The 23,015-nt window shown below is 35.3% G+C and carries 17 protein-coding genes; 2 read left to right on the forward strand and 15 right to left on the reverse strand.

The features are described from left to right. Positions 1-20 precede the first annotated feature (20 nt). Positions 21-1,949, reverse strand: coding sequence for a 1,4-alpha-glucan branching protein GlgB (gene glgB, locus BFS35_RS04505; protein ID WP_099580834.1), 1,929 nt, complete (start codon positions 1,947-1,949; stop codon positions 21-23). A gap of 257 nt (positions 1,950-2,206) precedes the next feature. Between glgB and pulA the strand changes: the two genes are divergently transcribed. Next, positions 2,207-4,282, forward strand: a complete 2,076-nt coding sequence (pulA, locus tag BFS35_RS04510; protein WP_099580832.1) for a type I pullulanase — start codon at positions 2,207-2,209, stop codon at positions 4,280-4,282. A gap of 85 nt (positions 4,283-4,367) precedes the next feature. Then, positions 4,368-6,017: a phospho-sugar mutase gene (locus BFS35_RS04515; protein WP_099580830.1), complete on the forward strand. Its 1,650-nt coding sequence runs from the start codon at positions 4,368-4,370 to the stop codon at positions 6,015-6,017. A gap of 42 nt (positions 6,018-6,059) precedes the next feature. On the opposite strand, the gene BFS35_RS04520 is transcribed toward BFS35_RS04515, so the two are convergent. The 14 genes from BFS35_RS04520 to ileS all read right to left on the reverse strand — a co-directional run bounded on the left by BFS35_RS04520 (position 6,060) and on the right by ileS (position 22,799). Further along, entirely contained in the window at positions 6,060-6,782 is a 723-nt protein-coding gene (locus BFS35_RS04520) for a hypothetical protein (RefSeq protein WP_099580828.1), read from the reverse strand. Between the two features lie 59 nt (positions 6,783-6,841). Then, positions 6,842-7,453, reverse strand: a complete 612-nt coding sequence (pyrE, locus tag BFS35_RS04525; protein WP_099580826.1) for an orotate phosphoribosyltransferase — start codon at positions 7,451-7,453, stop codon at positions 6,842-6,844. Next, positions 7,443-8,144, reverse strand: coding sequence for an orotidine-5'-phosphate decarboxylase (gene pyrF, locus BFS35_RS04530; RefSeq protein ID WP_099580824.1), 702 nt, complete (start codon positions 8,142-8,144; stop codon positions 7,443-7,445). Before pyrF ends, pyrE begins: the two co-directional genes overlap by 11 nt. Beyond that, entirely contained in the window at positions 8,145-9,071 is a 927-nt protein-coding gene (locus BFS35_RS04535) for a dihydroorotate dehydrogenase (RefSeq protein WP_099580822.1), read from the reverse strand. Then, on the reverse strand, positions 9,068-9,826 hold the full coding sequence (locus tag BFS35_RS04540; RefSeq protein ID WP_099580820.1) for a dihydroorotate dehydrogenase electron transfer subunit: 759 nt from the start codon (positions 9,824-9,826) through the stop codon (positions 9,068-9,070). The genes BFS35_RS04535 and BFS35_RS04540 overlap by 4 nt, the downstream gene beginning before the upstream one ends. 12 nt (positions 9,827-9,838) lie before the next feature. Continuing rightward, positions 9,839-13,012 (reverse strand): carbamoyl-phosphate synthase large subunit, encoded by a 3,174-nt coding sequence (gene carB / locus BFS35_RS04545; protein WP_099580818.1) that lies wholly within the window; start codon positions 13,010-13,012, stop codon positions 9,839-9,841. Further along, positions 13,012-14,100 carry a glutamine-hydrolyzing carbamoyl-phosphate synthase small subunit gene (gene carA, locus BFS35_RS04550; protein WP_099580816.1) on the reverse strand — a complete coding sequence of 363 codons (1,089 nt, stop codon included), beginning with the start codon at positions 14,098-14,100 and terminating at the stop codon, positions 13,012-13,014. The genes carB and carA overlap by 1 nt, the downstream gene beginning before the upstream one ends. Next, positions 14,093-15,376 (reverse strand): dihydroorotase, encoded by a 1,284-nt coding sequence (locus tag BFS35_RS04555; RefSeq protein WP_099580814.1) that lies wholly within the window; start codon positions 15,374-15,376, stop codon positions 14,093-14,095. Before BFS35_RS04555 ends, carA begins: the two co-directional genes overlap by 8 nt. Before the next feature lie 65 nt (positions 15,377-15,441). Continuing rightward, positions 15,442-16,320: an aspartate carbamoyltransferase catalytic subunit gene (locus tag BFS35_RS04560; protein ID WP_099580812.1), complete on the reverse strand. Its 879-nt coding sequence runs from the start codon at positions 16,318-16,320 to the stop codon at positions 15,442-15,444. 36 nt (positions 16,321-16,356) lie between these two features. Continuing rightward, positions 16,357-17,673: a uracil-xanthine permease family protein gene (locus BFS35_RS04565; RefSeq protein ID WP_099580810.1), complete on the reverse strand. Its 1,317-nt coding sequence runs from the start codon at positions 17,671-17,673 to the stop codon at positions 16,357-16,359. A 110-nt stretch (positions 17,674-17,783) separates the two neighbouring features. Further along, entirely contained in the window at positions 17,784-18,308 is a 525-nt protein-coding gene (pyrR, locus tag BFS35_RS04570; RefSeq protein WP_099580808.1) for a bifunctional pyr operon transcriptional regulator/uracil phosphoribosyltransferase PyrR, read from the reverse strand. Positions 18,309-18,470: 162 nt separating this feature from the next. Then, the gene (locus BFS35_RS04575; RefSeq protein ID WP_099580806.1) at positions 18,471-19,376 is read right to left on the reverse strand and encodes an RluA family pseudouridine synthase; all 906 of its coding nucleotides are present in this window, start codon (positions 19,374-19,376) and stop codon (positions 18,471-18,473) included. Next, positions 19,363-19,854, reverse strand: a complete 492-nt coding sequence (gene lspA, locus BFS35_RS04580) for a signal peptidase II (protein ID WP_099580804.1) — start codon at positions 19,852-19,854, stop codon at positions 19,363-19,365. The genes BFS35_RS04575 and lspA overlap by 14 nt, the downstream gene beginning before the upstream one ends. Positions 19,855-20,051: 197 nt before the next feature. Then, positions 20,052-22,799, reverse strand: coding sequence for an isoleucine--tRNA ligase (ileS, locus tag BFS35_RS04585; protein ID WP_099580802.1), 2,748 nt, complete (start codon positions 22,797-22,799; stop codon positions 20,052-20,054). Positions 22,800-23,015 lie beyond the last annotated feature (216 nt).

Consider the following 23,015-nt stretch of genomic DNA (forward strand, 5'->3'; position numbering starts at 1 on the left):
GTTTTCTTGCAAAAAATCCTTTACTTAGATAAATTTTTTCGCTCTTTAACTTTCTTATAAATAACAAAACCTAATGGTGGTATTTTCCCTTGAATTGAATGATTTAAACCATGCATAGGGTTTGGATTACTAAATAAATATTTTGATATTATCTGATTTGATCCGCCATATTGCTTTGCATCTGAATTAAATAACTCACGATATTTTCCTGGTTGTGATACACCAACTTTGAAATCATAATAAACTTCAGGTGAGAAATTTAATAGTACGATGAGTTCAGTACCATCTTTTGCCCGACGTATATAACTTAATAAACGCTGTTCATTATTATCTGCATCAATCCATTGGAATCCATCGTGACTATAATCCTGTTCAAATAATGCTTTTTCTCTTAAATACAATTTATTAAAATCTTTTATGAATCGATGTAAGCCACTATGTACAGGATAATCCAATAAGAACCAGTCTACTTGTTCTTTATCTTTCCATTCAGCATACATTCCAATTTCACTACCCATAAAGTTTAGTTTCTTACCAGGTTGGGTCAATTGATAGCCATACAATAATCTATATTGTGCAAACTTTCTCCATTCATCTCCTGGCATTTTATCAAGCATTGATAATTTACCATGCACAACTTCATCATGTGAAAAAGGCAGAATATAATGTTCATTATATCGATACATCATCGGGAAATTGAGGTGATTATGATGGCTTTGTCTGTCTTCCGGAGCTATTTCAAAATAATCTAATGTATCGTGCATAAATCCGAGATCCCATTTGTAATCAAATCCAAATCCGCCATCTTTAACAGGTGTTGTAATGGACGTAATATCTGAGGAATCTTCTGCTATCATAATTGCATGTGGTACAGCTTTATGGATTTCATCATTTAATTTCTTTATAAAAGCTACCGCTTCTTTATGTTCATTTGTTCCTTCATCGTTATAAATCTTTTCATGATCTTCATGGTTCTCAAAATTGAGGTCTGTCATACTATGCACTGCATCAACTCTTAAGCCGTCAATATGATATTCAGTCAACCAGAAAATAGCATTTGAAATTAAAAAGCTCTGAACTTCTGTACGTCCAAAATCAAAGGTCAATGTTCCCCAGCTACGTTTTTCAGCACGGTACATATCCTGATATTCAAATAATGGTGTACCGTCAAACATACGTAATCCATGTTCATCCTTACAAAAGTGTGCGGGTACCCAATCAAGAATGACACCGATATTATGCTGGTGACATTGATCGATAAAATATTTAAAATCCTGAGGTGTGCCAAATCTTGAAGTCGGTGCATAATATCCAGTTACCTGATAGCCCCAGCTTAAATCAAAAGGATGTTCAGTTATCGGCATCAGTTCAACATGTGTATAACCCATTTCAACTAAATATGGAACGAGCTTTTCTGCCATTTCAATATATGAAAAGTGCGTTTTATCGGTATAAGTATCTATCGTATCTTCTGGTGTTCGCTCAGCATTATGCTTTTTCCATGTTCCGAGATGCACTTCATAAATATTCATCGGAGAAGATAGATGATTATATTGCTTACGTTTATTCATCCATTGCTTATCCTGCCAGATATAATCAATATCACGAACGATTGAAGCTGTAAGTGGTCGTTTCTCTGCATAAAATGCATAAGGATCCGCTTTTAAAAACGGTTCTCCATTCTGAGGCGTTATTTTGTATTTATATGCAGTATTCTCCTGTACTTTGAACGTTCCAGTGTAAATACCACTATCCTCAACTCGAGTTAGATGAAAATGATTCCCTGTCCAATTATTTTCATCTAATGCAACTGATACTTCTAAAGCATTAGGTGCCCATACACTAAATGTTGTTTCTTTAGTCTCCGGTTTATAATGTGCACCTAAAAATGAATAAGATTGATAGTGTGTTCCCTGGTGAAATAAATATTTGTCTAAATCTGTTATCATGCCCTCACCCCTTACCGCTTCTATTCTCTATCTTTTATTATATAATAATTTTGTAAATATTACGTCAATTAGTGTGAATTAACCCAAAGAAATCATTACATTCGTGTTAACTTGTATGGCGTTAACCATAATAAAATTTATAACACAAATGCTTATATATTATTAGTATACATCTGTCATCTTAATTTTAATAATAATATCATTTTATTTACTAATATCTGAAAAACTCGATATAATAATCGTATCAGGAGGTTGTTATGAGCACAGCATATATTGATGATTTTCAGATTATCACGCTACATTATGATTTAGTCGAAAATCCACAAAACTATTTTAAGACGATTCAACTTGTCAGCAATAAATTTGTACATAATCTCGATTTAATTGAAACGAATCATTTTGAAAATCATTCTTACTATAAGTTTAAAACAGATAGACCGATTGATATTTCAGATAAATTTTTTATTCATATCAAACAGTTAAAAATACCTGTAATCTTAGGTAAAGTTACCCAAACGGATACGTTTGAACAAATGTTTGATGCGCGTGAACATGAGTTTGGTGCAATTGTTCGTGACAATAAAACTACATTTACAGTTTGGTCACCAGTTGCAAAAGTTATTAAGCTCAATATTAATGATAAGAGTCATACGATGGAGAAATTAAAAGATGGTACACACCGTATCACTTTATATGGAAATTACCATCTCCAAAGTTATCATTATGATGCATATATTAACCACCAATGGATTCAGGTAAATGATCCATATTCAAAAGGTTTAACATTGAATGCTACTGAATCTGTCGTTATCGATTTTAATAAAACGAACATCGACGGTTTCTATGACCTATCACGACCTGAAACAATGCAAAAAGATGCACTTATTTATGAAGTACATGTAAGAGATTTTACGATGCATCCTAATAGTGGGGTTTCTCCAGAGAATAAAGGTAAATTACTTGGATTAATCGAACCCCATACAACGACTGCTACAGGTGAATCAACAGGATTTGATTACTTGACTCAATTAGGTATTACGCATGTAGAATTATTACCTATCAATGATTTTGCGCGAGTTGACGATATAGAATTTGAAAAAGCATATAACTGGGGCTACGATCCTGAATACTTTCAGACAATCGATGGCAGTTATTCAACACAACCTGCTAATGCCGCAAAAAGAATTCAGGAATTAAAACATGTTGTCCATGCATTTCATGAAAAAGGTATTGGTGTCATATTAGACGTAGTATTTAATCATGTATTCTACATGCCGAATTCAAGTTTTGATAAGCTCGTGCCAGGATATTACTTTAGATATCATGAGGACGGTACAGTAAGCAACGGAACAGGCGTCGGTAATGACACAAAGACAGAACGTCTAATGATGCGTAAATTCTTTGTTGATACGATTAAATATTACATCCATGAATTTAAAATTGATGGGTTTCGCTTTGATTTAATGGGAACGATTGATATTGATACTATGCAGGAAATTAAATCTGTTGTCATGCAGGATAATCCAAATGCATTTTTACTTGGTGAAGGCTGGGATCTCGCTACAGCACTTCCGAAAGAACTTAAGACAACACATGAAAACGCATATAAACTTCCGGAGATACATTTTTTCAATGATTATTTTAGAGATACATTAAAAGGTAATAACTTTAATTTGATGGATCGAGGATATTTTAATGGTGGTGGTAGGTATTATGAAAGAATGTTCAATATATTTATTGGACTGAAAGGCGAGTTACCTGTCAACCAAACTGTGAACTATGTAGAAGTTCATGATAATCATACATTATTTGATCGCATCAACTATACGAGTAATAAATCTTTAGCAGAAAAAAATATGATCCATCAGTTAGCAACCGTCTTTACAATTTTATCACTGGGTACCCCGTTTCTACATGCCGGTCAGGAATTTTACAGAACTAAATATGGCCATGGGAATACGTATAATTTAAGTGACTTCATCAACCGCATTGACTGGAACCGACGCATAAAATACAAAGAAGATATCAATCTGATAAAAAGAGCCATTCAAATTAGAAATGAACATCGCATTTTTAGAACTAAAAATATCGATAAAATCAATAAACGCATTATACCTTTTGAATTGGAACATCCTTTGCTCGGTATTTTATTATTTGATTCAAAATCTGAACTCATTTTACTTTTTAATCCAACACCATTACATCATATCGTCAACCTACCAAGAATGGGTGAATTTATGGTCATTCTTTCGAACTATAATGAGGACATTGCAATTAAAAACTTTTACGACCTCAGTCCTTTTGAATATGTTGTATTAAAAAAGAAATTATAGGGAAAAGTCTAATAGAAATTAATTGTAAACGATATCATTACCTGTTTTAATAAATATATGATGATTACTAAGGAGATGGAAGCACATGTCAGTTCGTGAATTATGGGAAAAAAATTTGGAAAACAGTTTAATTACGCAAGAAGTTTATTCGGCCACTTCTGAAGCATTAAAAGAAGATGGATATGTTGGTGCACTTGCATTCGGTACAGCAGGTATCCGTGGGAAAATCGGTCTAGGTCCGAATCGATTAAACAAATACACAGTGCAAAAAGTAGCTACAGGTCTTGCAAAATATTTAAATGAAGTGAAAAAAGATGCCACTGTCGTTATCGCTTATGATACACGTCATTTTTCACCTGAATTTTGTGATGTGATTGCATGCGTACTTGGTAGTTATGGCGTGAAAACATTCATGTTTGACCGTTATCATACGACACCTGAACTTTCTTACTGTGTAAGACACCTTAAAACAGATGCAGGTGTGATGATTACTGCTAGTCATAATCCTCCAGAATACAACGGTATCAAGATTTATGGGCCGGATGGCGGTCAGTTAGCATTAGAAGGTGCTGCAAAAGTTAGTGAATTTATTGATAAGATAGATGATGTATTCAATTTACAATCAGAAGATAAAGAAGAATTAATAAATAAAGGTTTAATTGAATACGTAGATACAAACGTCATTGAATCATATAAACAGGAAGTATTTAATTTAGTTGAAAGTATTCCAGCTTCAGACTTAAAGGTTGTATTTACGAGTTTACATGGGACAAGTGTTCCAATTGTTCCAGAGATTTTAGATGCACTGAACTTTACACAATATGAAGTCGTAAAAGAACAAGCTGTACCTGATGCAGATTTCTCTTCAGTAAAATCTGCAAACCCAGAAGATCACGATGCTTTTGACATGGCCATTGAGTATGCTAAAAAAAGCAATGCTGATTTACTGATTGCGACGGATCCGGATGCTGATAGAATGGGTATTGTCGCTCAAGTTGATGGACAATTCCACTATTTTAATGGCAATCAAATTGGTGCATTACTCCTAAATTATAGAATTCAATCAACACAAGACACTGAAAATCGTGCAGCTGTAAAGTCTATTGTGACAAGTGAATTAGGTAAAGTCATTGCAGAACAAAATAATGTGAAGATGTTTGATGTGTTGACTGGCTTTAAATTTATCGCAGAAAAAATTGCTTCTTTTGAAGAAACGAAAGATTATAACTATATCTTTGGATATGAAGAAAGCTATGGATATATGGCTGGTCCTTTCATTCGCGATAAAGATGCCGTACAAATCGTTCCATTGATTATTAAACATGCAAGCGAATTAAAAAATGAAGGTAAAACAATTGTAGATGCAATGAATGAGATATATGCTAAATATGGTAACTATCATGAAAAATTATTCTCACATACATTTGAAGGTCAAGAAGGTAAAGACAAAATTGATACAATCATGAGTGAAAATCGACAAAACATACCATCTGAAATCGCTGGATTTAAAGTGATTAAAACTGAAGATTTCTTAGCGCAGACTAGCACTACTGCAGAAGGTATCACGAAATTAGAATTACCACCAGCAAATGTATTAAAGTTCTACTTTGAAGAAGGATGGATTGCACTACGCCCATCTGGTACTGAACCTAAAATAAAATTATATGTATCAATGATTACAGATGATATTGATACCATTGCTGAAAAAATTAACAATGAAATATTTGGTAAATAAAAAATATAAAAATAAAACGAGACTGGATATTCCAGTCTCGTTTTATTTTGTCGGTTCAAACTTAAAGAAGTTTAACCACTCTATATCTTTAGAAATAAAGATAAAAATTACCATGATAATGATAAATGTGATGTGTAGAGGAAAGACATCCATTTTTATGTCATTCATTTCACGATATGTTACAAAAAGTTTAAATGGAATTGTCATGATAATTAAGAAACGAATGATATAAAAAAGCATCACTGTATCTGGTGAAAAATATAATGCGATGAGCTCAAATATGACAAATAGATTATATATAGTGTAATAACTGATTGAATCAACAAATACTTTATAGAAATTATTCGTACGATTCAATGCCACCATTTGTATGAGAAATGTAAAAAATATTGATATTAAAGAGAAAATTGCCCCACTTACAGTCATTCTTAGTCCTGATTCAACATTAAATTGCGTAGAATGAAATGCACCAAGTGCAAATATGAGCAGTAAATAGACGATAAAGTTCAGTGCTGCAAAGAAAAAATATTTACTGCTTTTTGGATTATCAATAATTTTATTTGGCATTGCAATTGTTCTATAAACATAGTTAAAGAAAGAATCGATTTGATAATCAAATTCTTTAATAGGTCGTTTAACTTGTGCAATCAATTTATTTTTAGAAAATTTTTCGTTATCCTTAATTTCAGTGTCAATTCTTTTTTTTCCAGCCACAGGTGTTGGATTCTTTATAAATTTATTAATATGTCCCCATTTGTCTGCCAATATTGTCACCTCAAAAAAACTGTTTAATGTAAGTATACATTAAACAGTTTCAATTAACATTATAAAGCGTCTCGCCATTCAGTTAGGCTGTCTATATCACTAGCTTCAATTTTGTTTATTTCTTTAGCGACTTGAATTAACGTATCAAAATCACTTAATGTGTAATATTCATAGCCACTCTCTCTTAAACGTTCTTTACCTTTAGATAACTGATAGCTAAATATCGCAACAATTCCTAAAACTTCAGCACCATTCGCTTTTAAAGCATCAGCAGCATCGATTGCTGATCCACCAGTAGAAATTAAATCTTCTACAACAACAACTTTCTGCCCAGGTTCAACTTTCCCTTCAATCTGATTGCCTTTTCCATGTTTCTTACTTGAAGAACGTACATAGCTCATCGGTAAGTTCATCTTTTGAGAAACAAAAGCAGCATGGGGTATACCTGCTGTTGCAGTTCCCGCCAAAACTTCTACATCGCTGAAGTGTTCTTCGATCAATGTTTTTAAGCCTTCAGCAATTTCATCTCTGACTTCAGGATAACTCATCGTTAAACGGTTATCACAATAAATCGGGCTTTTTATTCCTGATGACCATGTAAATGGATCATTTGGTTGTAAAGATACTGCTCCAATTTCTAATAATGATTTCGCTATATTTTTACTTAACATGATTTTCCCACGCTTTCTTTATTGAATAATATTTTTCTACAGGATTATCAGCTTGTGTGATTGATCTACCAACTACAATATGCGTTGAACCATTTTCTTTAGCGAATTCCGGTGTCGCCACTCGCACTTGATCTCCAACAGCATCTGATAATGTTCTAATCCCTGGAGTTACTTTTAAAAAGTCTTCTCCTAAAGCATCTCTTAACATTTTACTTTCATTAGCAGAACATACAACACCATCAAGCCCAGCATCACGTGTTAATGTTGCGTAATTTAATATGCATTCATCAATCGTTAGTGGTATACCTTGTTCATTTTGCATTACCGCTTCCGATGTACTTGTCAATTGCGTTACAGCTATTAATTTCGCTTCACTTCCTGCATCACGCAATCCATTCATCGCTTCCTGCATCATCTTTTTTCCGCCTGCAGCGTGCACATTCACCATTTGTATATCTAGCTTTCCTAAGCCTAACATGGCTTGACGCACGGTATTAGGTATATCATAAAGTTTTAGGTCTAAAAATATTTCATGGCCTTTACTACGAATCACTTTCACAATTTCCGGACCATTCTGCATAAATAATTCCATACCGACTTTCACAAATAACGGTTCATCAAATGGCTTTAAAAATGCATTTACTTCATCCATATTTTTAAAATCTAATGCAATAATCGGTTTATGAAACATTTATTTTGCCTCCAGTAATTGATGTGTTCTATTTTTTAATTCATGAATATGGTTTACACCAAGTTTATCTAAATAAGCAGGTAAACTGTTGATGATATCTACACAAACATTAGGATTTTGGAAGTTTGCTGTACCTACTGCAACAGCATCAGCCCCCACAGAAATAAAATCAATTACATCCTGTGCATCTGTAACGCCACCCATTGCGATAATTGGGAAATCAGGTAAGGCTTTACGCACTTCATAGACCATACGCATTGCTACCGGTTTGACTGCAGGTCCACTAAGTCCACCGACAACATTGGCAATAATTGGAGCACCCGTTTTTTCATTGATACGAAGACCAACAAGTGTATTAATCATTGTAATACCATCAGCGTGTTCAGCAACTGCTTCTGCCATCTCTACAATATTCGTTACGTTCGGTGATAATTTAACATATACAGGTACTTGAGATACTGCTTTTACTTTTCGTGTTAATTCAGCAGCTGTTTTTGGGTCAGTTCCGAACTGGATGCCACCCTCTTTTACATTTGGACAACTGATATTCAACTCTAATGCTTTAACATTAGGTGATTTAGAAATCTTTTCAGCAACCTCGACATAATCTTCTTCTTTAGACCCCGCAACATTTGCGATAATCGGCGTTTCAAATTGTTCAAGCCATTTTAATTCATGTGCAATAATATGATCAACGCCAGGGTTCTGTAATCCAATCGCATTGATCATTCCACTTGAAGTTTCAGCAACTCGTGGTGTCGGATTACCGAAACGTAACTCAGGTGTCGCAGCTTTTATCATAATGGCACCTAGTTCATTTAAATCATAAAAGTTCGCAAATTCTTTCCCGAAAGCGAAACAACCACTGGCAGGCATTATTGGATTTTTCAAATCTAAGCCAGGTAAAGTAACATTTAATCGACTCATAGGGCTAACGCTCCTTTCTCAAATACAGGACCGTCTGTACATATTTTTACATATCCTTCTTCATTATCAGCTTTACAAACGCATGCATAACATGCACCGATACCGCATCCCATTCGTTCTTCAAGTGATACGAACCCTGGTGTATCCGGTAATGCGTTTTCTATCGCTTTTATCATCACGATTGGCCCGCACGTATAGAAAGTATCATACATCTTAGGTAATGCATTTATAACATCAGTGACAAATCCTTGCGTACCGAAAGAACCATCGACCGTTGCGATATGTGTTTCACCTAAAGCACTAAACTGCTCCAGGTAAAACATATCTTCTTTTGATTGGAATCCTAATACATGAATTGTTTTAACGCCACGTGCATTTAATTGTTTCGATAATTCATATAAAGGCGGAACACCTATTCCTCCGCCGATAAGTAATGCAGTATTTCCTGCTGCTTCAACAGGGAAACCATGTCCAAGTGGTGCGAGAATATCAACAGTATCACCTTGTTTTAATTGTGATAATGCTTTAGTACCCTTACCATCTGCACGATATAAACAAGTTAATGTATGTTTAGATTGATCAACTTCGCAAATAGAAATGGGACGACGTAGCATAAACTCAGAAGAATTCCCTACTCTAATATGAACAAACTGTCCAGGTGTTGTCATTTCTTTCGTAATTTGACCTTCAAGTACAATTTCAAAAATATTTTTTGCGATACTTTGTTGACTAACGACTCTCATTTCTTCCTGCATTTGTGATCCCTCCTACATTTGATTCATATTAAATGTCATACTCTCAATTACTTCAATTAATGCACGTGCAGTATCTAATGATGTTAAGCATGGTACACCATTATCAACAGAATCACGTCTAATCTGGAAGCCATCACGTTCAGTTTGCTTTCCATTTGTCATTGTGTTAATAACGATTTGAACGTGTCCATCACGAATAACATCTAATAAGTTAAATTCTGTACCTATCTTACTTACTTCTACCGCCGGAATATTATTCTCTTTTAATAGTTTAGCAGTACCACTTGTTGCCATAATACGGTATCCAATTTCATGTAATCGTTTCGCAAGACCTAACGCTTCCTGTTTGTCTTTATCTGCAACAGTGATCAATGCTGTACCATGATCTTTTACCTGTAATCCACTTGCTACTAAACCTTTGTATAATGCTTTTTCAAGGGTTTTATCTTTCCCCATCACTTCACCAGTTGATTTCATCTCTGGTCCTAATGTAATATCAACATTTTTAAGTTTTGAGAAACTAAATACAGGTGCTTTTACGAATACGCCATCTTTAAATGGTACTAAACCTTCTTTGTAACCTTTTTCAAGTAATGATTCACCTAAAATACCTTTCATTGCGATATTTGCCATCGGTACATCTGTAATCTTACTTAAGAATGGTACTGTACGAGATGCACGTGGGTTTACTTCTAAAACATAAACTTCTTCATCCGCAATAACAAACTGAATGTTTAAAAGTCCTACGATTTCTAAACCATGCGCTAAGCGTTTCGTATAATCTACTAAAGTATCGATTTGTTTTTCAGTTAATGTTTGTGGTGGATAAACTGCGATAGAGTCACCTGAGTGAACACCGGCACGTTCAATGTGTTCCATAATACCTGGAATCACCACTGTCTTACCATCACAAATCGCATCTACTTCAATTTCTTTACCTGTTAAGTAACGGTCAATTAATACCGGATGTTCTGGACTTGCTTTAACTGCTCTGTTCATATAATCCACAAGTTCAGACTCATTATATACGATTTCCATCGCACGACCACCTAATACGTATGATGGACGAACAAGTACCGGATAACCGATAAAGTTAGCATTATCTACAGCTTCTTCTACAGATGTAGCCGTTTTACCTAATGGTTGAGGAATTTCAATTCTTTGCATTAACGCTTCAAATTCTTTACGGTCTTCAGCACGGTCTAAATTTTCTAAAGAAGTGCCTAATACTTTTACACCGTATTTCGTTAATTTTTCTGCTAAGTTGATTGCTGTTTGTCCACCGAACTGAACGACTACACCTTCAGGTTTTTCAAGGTTAATAATGTTCATAACATCTTCTTCAGTTAATGGTTCAAAGTATAATTTGTCTGAGATAGAGAAGTCCGTTGACACAGTTTCCGGGTTATTATTAATGATAATTGCTTCATAACCCATTTCACGAATTGCCCATACAGCGTGCACTGTTGCATAGTCAAATTCTACCCCTTGACCGATACGGATTGGACCAGATCCTAATACGATGACTTTCTTCTTATCACTTACGATAGATTCATTTTCATTTTCATATGTACCATAGAAGTATGGGGTATTCGATTCAAATTCTGATGCACATGTGTCAACCATCTTAAATACTGGATTGATATTGTTAGCTTGTCTTAAATCATAGATTTCACGTTCTGTCATATTCCAGCGATGTGCAATAACACGGTCGCTAAAGCCATATTTTTTCGCCCATTCTAAACGTTCAATATCACCAATATGTTCTTTTAGGTCATGCTCGATATCGATAATATGCTGGAATTTATTTAAGAAGAAGTAATCAATCTTCGTCCATTCATGAATATCATCTAAAGAAATGCCGCGACGAATTGCTTCACCAATAAAGAATAAACGCTCATCATCTTGCTCTTTAATACGTTTTTCAATGAAATCTAATTCGAAGTTTTCACCGTTCGGTAATCCTAAATGGTGTACACCATATTCTAAAGAGCGGATTGCCTTTAATAACGACTCTTCGTATGTACGTCCGATAGCCATGACTTCTCCAGTTGCCTTCATTTGTGTTCCGAGTACACGTTCACCTTTTTCAAATTTATCGAACGGGAAACGTGGAATTTTAGATACAACATAGTCAAGCGCTGGTTCAAATGCTGCATAGCTTGTGCCTGTTACCGGATTTAACATTTCATCTAATGTTAGACCAACCGCAATCTTCGCAGCCAGCTTTGCAATTGGATATCCTGTTGCTTTTGAAGCTAATGCTGATGAACGTGATACACGTGGGTTAACTTCGATAATATAGTAATTAAATGAATGTGGATCTAATGCTAACTGTACGTTACATCCACCTTCAATTTTTAACGCACGAATGATTCTTAATGATACGTCACGTAACATGTGATATTCTTTATCGCTTAATGTTTGTGAAGGTGCAACTACGATTGAATCCCCTGTGTGAATACCGACTGGATCAATGTTTTCCATATTACAAACTACAATTGCATTATCATTTGAGTCTCTCATTACTTCGTACTCAATTTCTTTATAACCTGCGATTGATTTTTCAATTAAACATTGTGTAACGGGTGAATATTTTAAACCATTTATTACGATTTCAATTAATTCTCTCTCATCGTGACAAATACCGCCACCTGTACCACCCATCGTAAATGCCGGGCGTACAATTACTGGGTAACCAATTTCATTTGCAAAATCAACTGCTTGTTCAACCGTATTAACGATATCACTTTCAGGAACCGGTACATTTAATTCGTACATTAAGCTTCTGAATAAGTCTCTATCTTCTGCCTGGTTGATAGAAGATAATTCTGTACCTAATAGTTTAACGTTGTTTTCTTTTAAGATACCCGCTTCTTCTAATTGAACAGCCATATTTAAACCTGTTTGTCCACCTAACGTCGGCAGTAATGCATCGGGTTGTTCTTTACGGATAATACGCGCAACGAAATCTAATGTTAATGGTTCGATGTAAACTTTATCTGCAATTTCTGTATCTGTCATGATGGTTGCTGGATTTGAGTTCACAAGAATAACTTTGTATCCTTCTTCTTTTAAGGCAAGACATGCTTGTGTGCCGGCGTAGTCAAATTCTGCTGCTTGACCGATAATGATTGGACCAGATCCAATCACTAGAATTGTTTTAATATCATTACGTTTAGGCATTATTTTGCACGCTCCTTAAAGTTAGTCATTAAATCAATAAATTCATCAAATAAGTAGTTCGGATCATGTGGCCCTGGAGATGCTTCAGGGTGATATTGTACCGAAAATGCTGGTAACGTTTTATGTTTAACACCTTCAACAGTGCCATCATTTAACGCGATATGCGTAATTTCTAAATCTGTGTTTGCAATCGAATCTGCGTCAACTGCATAGCCATGGTTTTGTGACGTGATTTCAATCTTACCTGTTGCTAAGTTTTTAACTGGGTGGTTCGCGCCTCGGTGACCGAATTTTAATTTAAAAGTCGTTGCGCCACACGCTAAGCTGAATAATTGATGTCCTAAACAAATACCGAAGAAAGGTACTTTCCCTAAAATTCCTTTAATCATTTCAATGCCTTCAGTCACAACTTCTGGATTACCTGGTCCGTTTGAAAGCATTACGCCATCCGGTTGTACACGTAAGATTTCTTCGGCAGATGTTGTATATGGCATTACCGTTACGTCACAACCTCGTAAGTTTAATTCTCGAACGATATTTTCTTTTTTACCAAAGTCAATCAGTACAACACGTAAGTCACTACCTGTTGAGATGTACGGTGATTTTGTAGATACTTGCGCGACTTCATCTGTAGGTAACTCAGTTGTTTTTAACGATGCAATTGTTGCATCAATTTTAGAAGCATCATTGATAAGTGCTGCACGTAAGACACCATGCTGTCTTATGATGCGTGTTAATTGACGTGTATCTACACCGTCAATACCTGGCACATCATAACTTTTTAACGTTTCATCAAGACTTGCAGTATTTCTAAAGTTACTTGGATAATCACATAGTTCTCGAATAACCATTGCCTTTAAAGATGGATTTAATGTTTCAAAATCATCTCTGTTAATACCATAGTTACCGATTAACGGATAAGTGAATGTAATAATCTGTCCTGTATAAGACGGATCAGACAATGTTTCCTGATAACCTGTCATCGCAGTGTTAAATACGATTTCTCCAACAACTTCTTTATCGCTACCAAATGCATAGCCATTAAATACTGTGCCATCTTCTAATACTAAATATTTTTTATTACGCATGGTGTGCCCCCTCATAAACTAATTGTCCTTCTACAAATGTCTTCGTTACGTTACCGAATACTTTTTCACCGATAAATGGTGTGTTACTTGATTTTGATAAGAAATCTTCAGCTTTGATTTCATATTCTTGTTCTAAATCAATTATTGTAATATCTGCAATACCACCAACTTCTAAAGGTTTCCCGTACGGTAAGTTAAATACTTCCCCAGGTTTAACCGCTAAATAATCAATTAATTGCTGTAAAGTCCAGTCCCCATTTTTAACGAACTTTGTATATAATAACGGGAATGCTGTTTCGCTACCAACGATACCAAACGGTGCTTTTGTCATCGGTTGTGCTTTTTCATCAGCAGCGTGTGGTGCATGATCTGTTGCAATAAAATCAATCGTTCCGTCAAGTAAAGCTTCTATTAACGCTTCATGATCTTCTTTTGCACGTAACGGCGGATTCATTTTAAGAATTGCGTCATCTTTTGTGATTACTTCTTCATTTAACAATAAGTGATGTGGTGTAACTTCTGCAGTAACTTTAATGCCTGCGCGTTTTGCATCACGTATAACTCGGACACTTTCTTTGCTTGAAACGTGACATACATGGTAGTGACAATCAGCTGCTTCAGCAAGTAACACGTCACGAGCAATTTGAACCGCTTCACAAATTGAAGGGATGCCAGGAATATTTAATGCTTTACTCACTTTACCTTCATGCATCGCACCGCCATAAATCAGTGAATTATCTTCACAATGTGCAACTATTGCCATATCAAGTGCTGCTGCTTGTTGCATCGCTTCATACATTACTGAAGCAGTTTGTACGCCGACACCATCATCTGTAAAAGCGAATGCACCATGTTCTTTTAATGCTTTAAAATCAACAAGTTCTTCACCTTTTTGTCGCATTGAGATAGAAGCATATGGTAATACACGAACTTTCGCATTCTTTTCAATTGAAGCGTTTAATGCCTCCAGGTTTTCTACTGAATCTGGTACAGGACGCGTATTCGGCATCGGGCATACAGTTGTGAATCCCCCACGTGCTGCAGCTTTTGTACCTGTTTCAATCGTTTCTTTATGTTCGCCACCTGGTTCACGTAAATGAACGTGCACATCGACAAAACCTTGAGATACAAACTGTCCGTTTAGCTCGATAATTTCTGAATTATAGACATTTAGTTTTTCACCGATTTCAGTAATCTTTCCATCTTCAATTCTAATATCTCGCTCTTTTAATTCACCATTGATTAATATTTTGCCGCCTCTAAGTAATGTTGACATAGTATGCACTCCTTGAAATATGATTTATGTTTATTTTACAATTTCCTAATTCTTATTACACGTTATTACTGATTGCCTTCAATGACTTGAGATAATACACTCATTCGAGTATATACACCGTTCTCCATTTGTTTAAAGATTCTCGCTTTCGGTGCTTCTACTAGTTCACTAGCTATTTCAACATCGCGATTAACAGGTGCAGGATGTAAAATGATTGCATTATCTTTCAACTTGTCATAACGCGCTTGATTAAGACCAAATCTGTTATTATATTCTTCTTTTGTAAACGATGATGCTTTATCATGACGTTCATGTTGTACACGCAGTAACATGCATACATCCACTTCTTCTATCACATCATCAATATTTACGTAATCAGCGGGTATTGATTTATCGATCCAGGCATCCGGTGCTACAAATTTAACCTCTGCACCTAAACGAGTTAAAGCATCGTAGTTACTTCGTGCAACACGTGAGTTCAAGATATCTCCGCAAATCACTACTTTTAAACCATCGAACTTTCCGAACTCTTCATAGATCGTCATCAAATCTAATAAACATTGAGTTGGATGCTGTCCTGACCCGTCACCACCATTAACAATTGGTATATTTAATCCATCTAACTGTTTATAGTAATCATTCTCTGGATGACGGATGACTAAAACGTTACATCCGATGCTTTCCAGTGTTTTGCATGTATCATATAGACTTTCACCTTTTGTAACTGATGAAGTACTCGTTTCAAATGGAATCACTTGCATACCTAATTTGCGTTCTGCCACTTCGAATGAACATTTTGTACGTGTCGAGTTTTCAAAGAACAAGTTTGCTGCATAAATTTCTGGAAAATTAGCGACATTACCATTTTTAATATCGATTGCACGTTCAATCGTAGTCATGATTGCTTCGTTAGATAAATCTGTGATCGAGTGTAAATGTCTCAAAGTAAATAGCCCCTTTTCATTTTATTGTATTTTATATTAGTAATCCTCGTGTGTTTTTGATTCAGGCAAGATAGCGTTTAATATAATACCAGCAAGAGCTGCTAATGCCATACCTTCAATATTTAAATGAATTTGATTCACTGTTAGATCAATGTGGGCTTTACCAATCCCTAAAACTAAAATGACAGAGGCGATGACTAAGTTTCGCTTATCGCCAAAATCCACTTTCGATTCAACGAGCATACGTAAACCACTTGAAGCGATAATACCGAATAACAGTATTGACACACCACCCATTACGGGAGTGGGGATACTTGATACAAGTGCTGTAAATTTACCTACAAATCCTAAAATAAGAGCAAGGACTGCAGCACCACCGATCACCCATATACTATAAATTCTTGTAATCGCAAGAACGCCAATATTTTCACCATAAGTTGTACTCGGTGGTCCACCGATCAGTGAAGCGACCATGGTTGAAATTCCATCACCCATTAAACTGCGGTGTAATCCTGGATTTTTAAAGAAGTTACGTCCTACAATTTTATTAATTACGATTTGGTGACCAATATGTTCACTAACCGTTACAAATACGATTGGTAACATAATCATTATCAATACCCAATCAAACTGTGGTTCATAATTAACATATGGTAAATATACTTTAGGCGCTTCAAACCATTGTGCTTTTTCTATACCTGTGAAATCTACTACGCCTAGAAAGATAGAAGTTATATATCCAACAATTATTCCAATAAGTACCGGGATAATTGATAAGAAACCTCTCACTGCCACAGAAAAAATAATTACTGTTAGCAGTGTAATCAATGCAATACTTAAATATGTAAGGTTATAACCCTTCATTGCACCACTATCTGTATACATTGCCATATTAACTGCAACTGGTGCTAATCCTAAACCAATGACCATAATCACCGGTCCAACTACAACTGGTGGTAAAAGTTTAAGTAACCAATTGACACCAACCATTTTGATTATCAGTCCGATAATAACGTACATTAAACCACTCATGAAAAGAGCCATTAACATTTCACCCATCTCATGGGTTTTAAGACCCACGATAATTGGTGTGATGAATGCGAAACTTGAGCCTAAGTAGGCAGGAATTTTTCCTTTTGTAATTAATATATAGAGTAACGTTCCTAGACCAGATGCAATTAACGCAGCTGACACTGGTAACCCTGTTAAATAAGGTACTAATACCGTTGCACCAAACATTGCAAATAAATGTTGTGAACTCAGTAAGAACCACTGACTTGCTTTCGGTTTTTCGTGAACATCGAGTACAGGTTCAACAGTTCTTTCGTAAATTTCTTCATTTGTAGAATTCATAATTTCCTCCCTTTTTACCATTAAAAAAGTCTCTTTGCACATGCAAAGAGACTTAAGTGTCTATTACTCACTTAAACCCTTTGCAGGTGTCTCGCACCAACTTAAAAGAGTTATTTAATATAAACTTGTGTTCGCTCATCGACTTCATCTAATAAGACTATGACTTCTTCTGAAGTTGCCGTAGGAATATTTTTACCGATAAAATCCGCACGTATTGGCAATTCACGATGTCCTCTATCTACAAGCGTTGCCAGACTGATGCGTTTTGGACGTACATGGTCTAATATCGCATCAAGAGAAGCACGTACTGTTCTGCCTGTGAAAAGAACATCATCAACAATCACAACATGTTGATTGTTCATATCAGTATCAATCTCGTAAGCGATAACATCCGAGCTGATGCGATCAGTCTTATCATCACGATAATTTGTTACATCTAAAATGCCTGTCGGTACTTTAATACCATCGATGCGTTCAATTTTTGACTGAATGCGGTTAGCAAGATAAATGCCACGTGTACGAATACCAAGAAGTACCAGATTATCTGCACCTTTATTATTTTCAAGAATTTCATGCGCAATACGTGTTAACGTACGGTCTACAGCTTTATCATCCAGCACGATTCTTTTATCCACATTAATTCCCTCCTCAAAAAATCCTCACGTCAAATAGACGTGAGGATTCCTCGACGCCTTTTAAGCCTCTCTGGACTTAATTAAAAGCATTAACGTGTGATTTATTACATATAATAATAGCACTATTAATTTCAATGTCAATCATCATAGAAAAATTACATTTTATTTTCTAAGTTTCGTTAAAATTTCTTCAAAATATTCAGGTATTGGCGCTGTACGTTCAATGTATTCACCAGTAACCGGATGTTCAAATCCAATTACACCAGCATGCAACGCTTGTCCATCAATATCCATCGTTTTCTTCGGTCCATATTTAGGATCACCAACTAATGGGAAACCAATATGCTTCATATGTACACGAATTTGGTGTGTACGTCCAGTTTCTAATACACATTCTACTAAAGTATATTTATCAAATGTTTCGATTACATTGAAATGTGTGACTGCCTGCTTACCATTATCTACTATCGCCATTTCCTGACGATCACGCACATTACGTCCAATTGGTGCATCAATCGTACCAAATTCGTGTGGAATGACACCGTGTACCAGTGCAGTATATTTACGCGTTACAGACTTATCAACCAATTGTTCTACAAGTCCGCGATGTGCGATATCATTTTTAGCAATCATAAGTAATCCAGATGTATCCTTATCGATACGATGAACGATACCCGGACGAATCTCGCCGTTAATACCTGATAAGTCTTTAATCGCATACATCAATCCATTTACCAATGTACCATTCGGATGACCAGGTGCTGGATGCACTACCATGCCTTTTGGTTTATAGACAATTGCAACATCTTTATCTTCATAGTAAATTTCAATACCTAAATCTTCAGCTTGCAAATCAATTTCCTCTACAGGTTTTTCAGTAACAACAATTTCATCGTCCAAGCGAAGTTTATAGTTCGCTTTCACTGGTTTTCCATTAACGATTACTAAATCTAGTTTGATCCAGTCCTGAATTTGGTTACGAGACCAATCTTCATTCATATCTGTTAAGTAGCGATCAATTCTTGATCCTACTTCTTCTTCTTCAATTAAAAAATTATATGTTTCCATTTCTTTTCTCCTCTTTTTGGTTAAATAACATGTCATAGAGTAAGACAATAACACCGATTGTTAAACAGCTATCAGCCACATTAAAAATCGGGAAATCATAATTGATAATTTTAGTATCAATAAAATCTACAACATTTCCACGTAATAGACGATCAATAAAATTACCGATTGCACCAGCAAAAATTAAAGTTAGGCCAAGCTGCATTATCGGATTGAACATTGCTTCTTTATAATAAAAGAAAGCGATCGCTACTAATACGATAACTGTAATAATATAAAAGAAAGTCATTTGATTTTGTAACATCCCCCATGCAGCACCATGGTTTCTATGTGATGTAATTTCTAAAATATCACCGATTACAGAAATACTGTCACCGATTTTCATTGTTTTAACAATAATATATTTCGTTATCTGATCCATCGCGATTAAAAATATCGCTAAAATAGACATCATTGTAAGGTTATATCGCTTGTTCATAATTTCACTCCAATCTTTAGTATTTTAACATATTTTTATGGGTAAGTCTGTTTTTGTTTTTGAAACACTGAAATAGTTTACATAATATAATTACGACTTATTTTTAAAGTTTAATAAATAATTACGAAACAAGTTAATGTCATTCACAATTAGAAATCCCGAACGCACTCACAACAGTACGCTCGGGATTCACTATATTATTTACTTTCTAAAACACTTAAACATCTCGGACAAACATGTGGGTGTTTATGATCTTCTGCTGTAATTTCAGTTGAGTAATTCCAGCATCTTTCACATTTTTCACCATCAGCACGTTCTACTAATACGTTTAAGTTTGTATATTGCGTACCTACTGCACTATCACTTACTTTTGCCTGAGAAACGATAAACAATTGATGTAAGTTATCAAATGATTGAAGTAATGCTAAATCATCAGCATTTTCAGTGAATACAGTAACTTTTGCTTCTAAAGGTTTTCCGATCACTTTTTCATTACGTAAGTTTTCGATACCTTTTAACACATCATCACGAAGTTCTAAGAATCTAGACCATTTCTCGATTAATACATGATCCACATCATGAACTGCAGGCATATCCGTTAAATGAACACTTTCTTCAGTAACATGTGGTGTGTGACTCCAGATTTCTTCTGCTGTATGTGGAATAATTGGCGCTAAAACTTTCGTTAAAGAAGTTAATACTTCATATACTACCGTTTGCATGCTACGACGAACGTGACTATCTGCTGCTTCGATGTAAAGAATATCTTTACCGTAATCTAAATAGAAGTTACTTAATTCAACATTGATAAAGTTTTGTAATTCCTGATAAATATCAAGATAGTCGTTATTTTCATAATGCTCATGTGTATTGTTTACAAAATTATACAATTTATTTAACATAAACTGATCGATTTCTTTTAAATCTTCATAAGCAACTGCATCTGTTGCAGGATTGAAATCATTCACGTTACCTAATAAGAATTTAAATGTGTTACGGATTTTACGGTATACTTCTGATACTTGTTTTAAGATATCATCAGAAATACGTACGTCTGCTAAATAGTCTACAGACATTACCCATAGACGAATGATATCTGCACCCATTTGTTTTACGACTTTTTCAGGTAGCACTGTGTTGCCCAGAGATTTACTCATCTTACGACCTTTTCCGTCCATTACAAATCCATGTGATAACAGCTTTTTATAAGGTGATTTCCCACGTGTTGCAACAGCTGTCGTAATTGAAGAGTTAAACCATCCACGATACTGGTCACTACCTTCAAAGTATAAGTCTGCCGGGAATGATAATTCAGGACGCGCTTCTAATACACCACGATGTGATGAACCTGAATCAAACCATACATCCATAATATCTGTTTCTTTTGTGAATTCGCCATTAGGACTGCCAGGATGCGTAAATCCTTCAGGTAATAGATCTTTCGCTTCTCTTTCGTACCATACATTAGAGCCGTGTTCTTCAAATAAAGATGCAATATGTTCAATTACCGCTTCATCCATAATGATGTCACCGTTTTCTGCATAGAATACAGGTAATGGCACACCCCATACGCGTTGACGTGAAATTACCCAGTCTCCTCGGTCACGAATCATATTGTAAATACGTGTTTTACCCCATTCCACTTTAAATTCAGTTTCATCGATCGCATTTAAGATATCTTGACGCACTTTATTAATTGACGCAAACCATTGTGGTGTTGCACGGAAGATTACAGGTTTTTTAGTTCTCCAGTCATGAGGATATGAATGCGTGAAGAAATCTAATTTTAATAATGCGCCAACTTCTTTTAAACGCTCTGTGATCACTGGATTTGCTTTATCATAGAATAATCCTTCAAATTCTCCAGCTTCTTTTGTAAATACACCTTTATCATCAACTGGTGAAATAACCGGTAAGTCATATTTTTGTCCAACGATAAAGTCATCTTCACCATGACCAGGTGCAGTGTGAACACAGCCAGTACCAGCATCTGTAGTAACGTGATCACCTAAGATGATGATTGATTTTCTGTCTTCAATTAATGGATGCTGTGTTTCAATCAACTCTAATTCTGAACCTTTAAATTCTTTTTCAAGTACAACACTTTCTTTATCCCAGCCAATTGCTTCACATACACTATCAAGTAATGCTTGCGCCACGATATATGAGTTACCTTCAATCGCTACTTGTACATACGTTAACTCTGGATTTAAAGAGATCGCAACGTTAGCAGGAATTGTCCAAGGAGTAGTTGTCCAGATTACAAATTTAACACCAGGGTCTACGATGCCACGCCCATCAACTGTATCAAATGCTACATAGATAGATGCGGATTTTTTATCCTGATATTCAATCTCAGCTTCTGCTAAAGATGATTCACTAGATGGAGACCAGTAAACTGGCTTCTTACCTTTATAGATATAACCCTTTTTAGCCATATCTCCAAATAGACGAATTTGTTCTGCTTCAAATTTTTCCTGTAACGTAATATAAGGATTTTCCCAGTCGCCATTAACACCAAGACGTTTGAAGTCTGCTTTTTGTAATTCAACTTGTTCTAATGCATATTTGCGACATAATTCACGGAATTCTGCAGTAGACATTTCTTTACGATTGACACCTTTTTTAGTTAAAGCTTGTTCAATCGGTAAACCATGCGTATCCCATCCAGGAACATAAGGTGTGTAAAAACCATTCATCGCTTTATAACGCGTGATAAAATCTTTAATAATTTTATTTAAAGCATGTCCCATATGAATTTGTCCGTTCGCATACGGTGGTCCATCGTGTAGAATATACGGTGTTTTACCTTCATTTTTCTTTAATAATTTTTCATATAGATTTTTTCCATCCCAGCTACTTTGAATTTGAGGTTCCTTGTTTGGTAATCCTCCACGCATTGGAAAATCTGTTTTTGGCATTAATAATGTGTCTTTATAATCCATTTAATATTCCTCCTGAAAAATAAAAAAACACTTAAGCTGATTGCTTCAGGACGAACGAATCCGCGGTACCACCTGAATTAACTCAACTTAAGAGTTCTCTTTAATATATTTAATTGAATATAGACTGATCTTATCTATTTATCGATGATTAGGCTCCCACTCACCCTAATTCGCTGTGCATGTCATCAATAGATACGGTTCTATATGATTATTTTG

Source organism: Macrococcoides goetzii (assembly GCF_002742385.2).
Classification (GTDB): domain Bacteria; phylum Bacillota; class Bacilli; order Staphylococcales; family Staphylococcaceae; genus Macrococcoides; species Macrococcoides goetzii.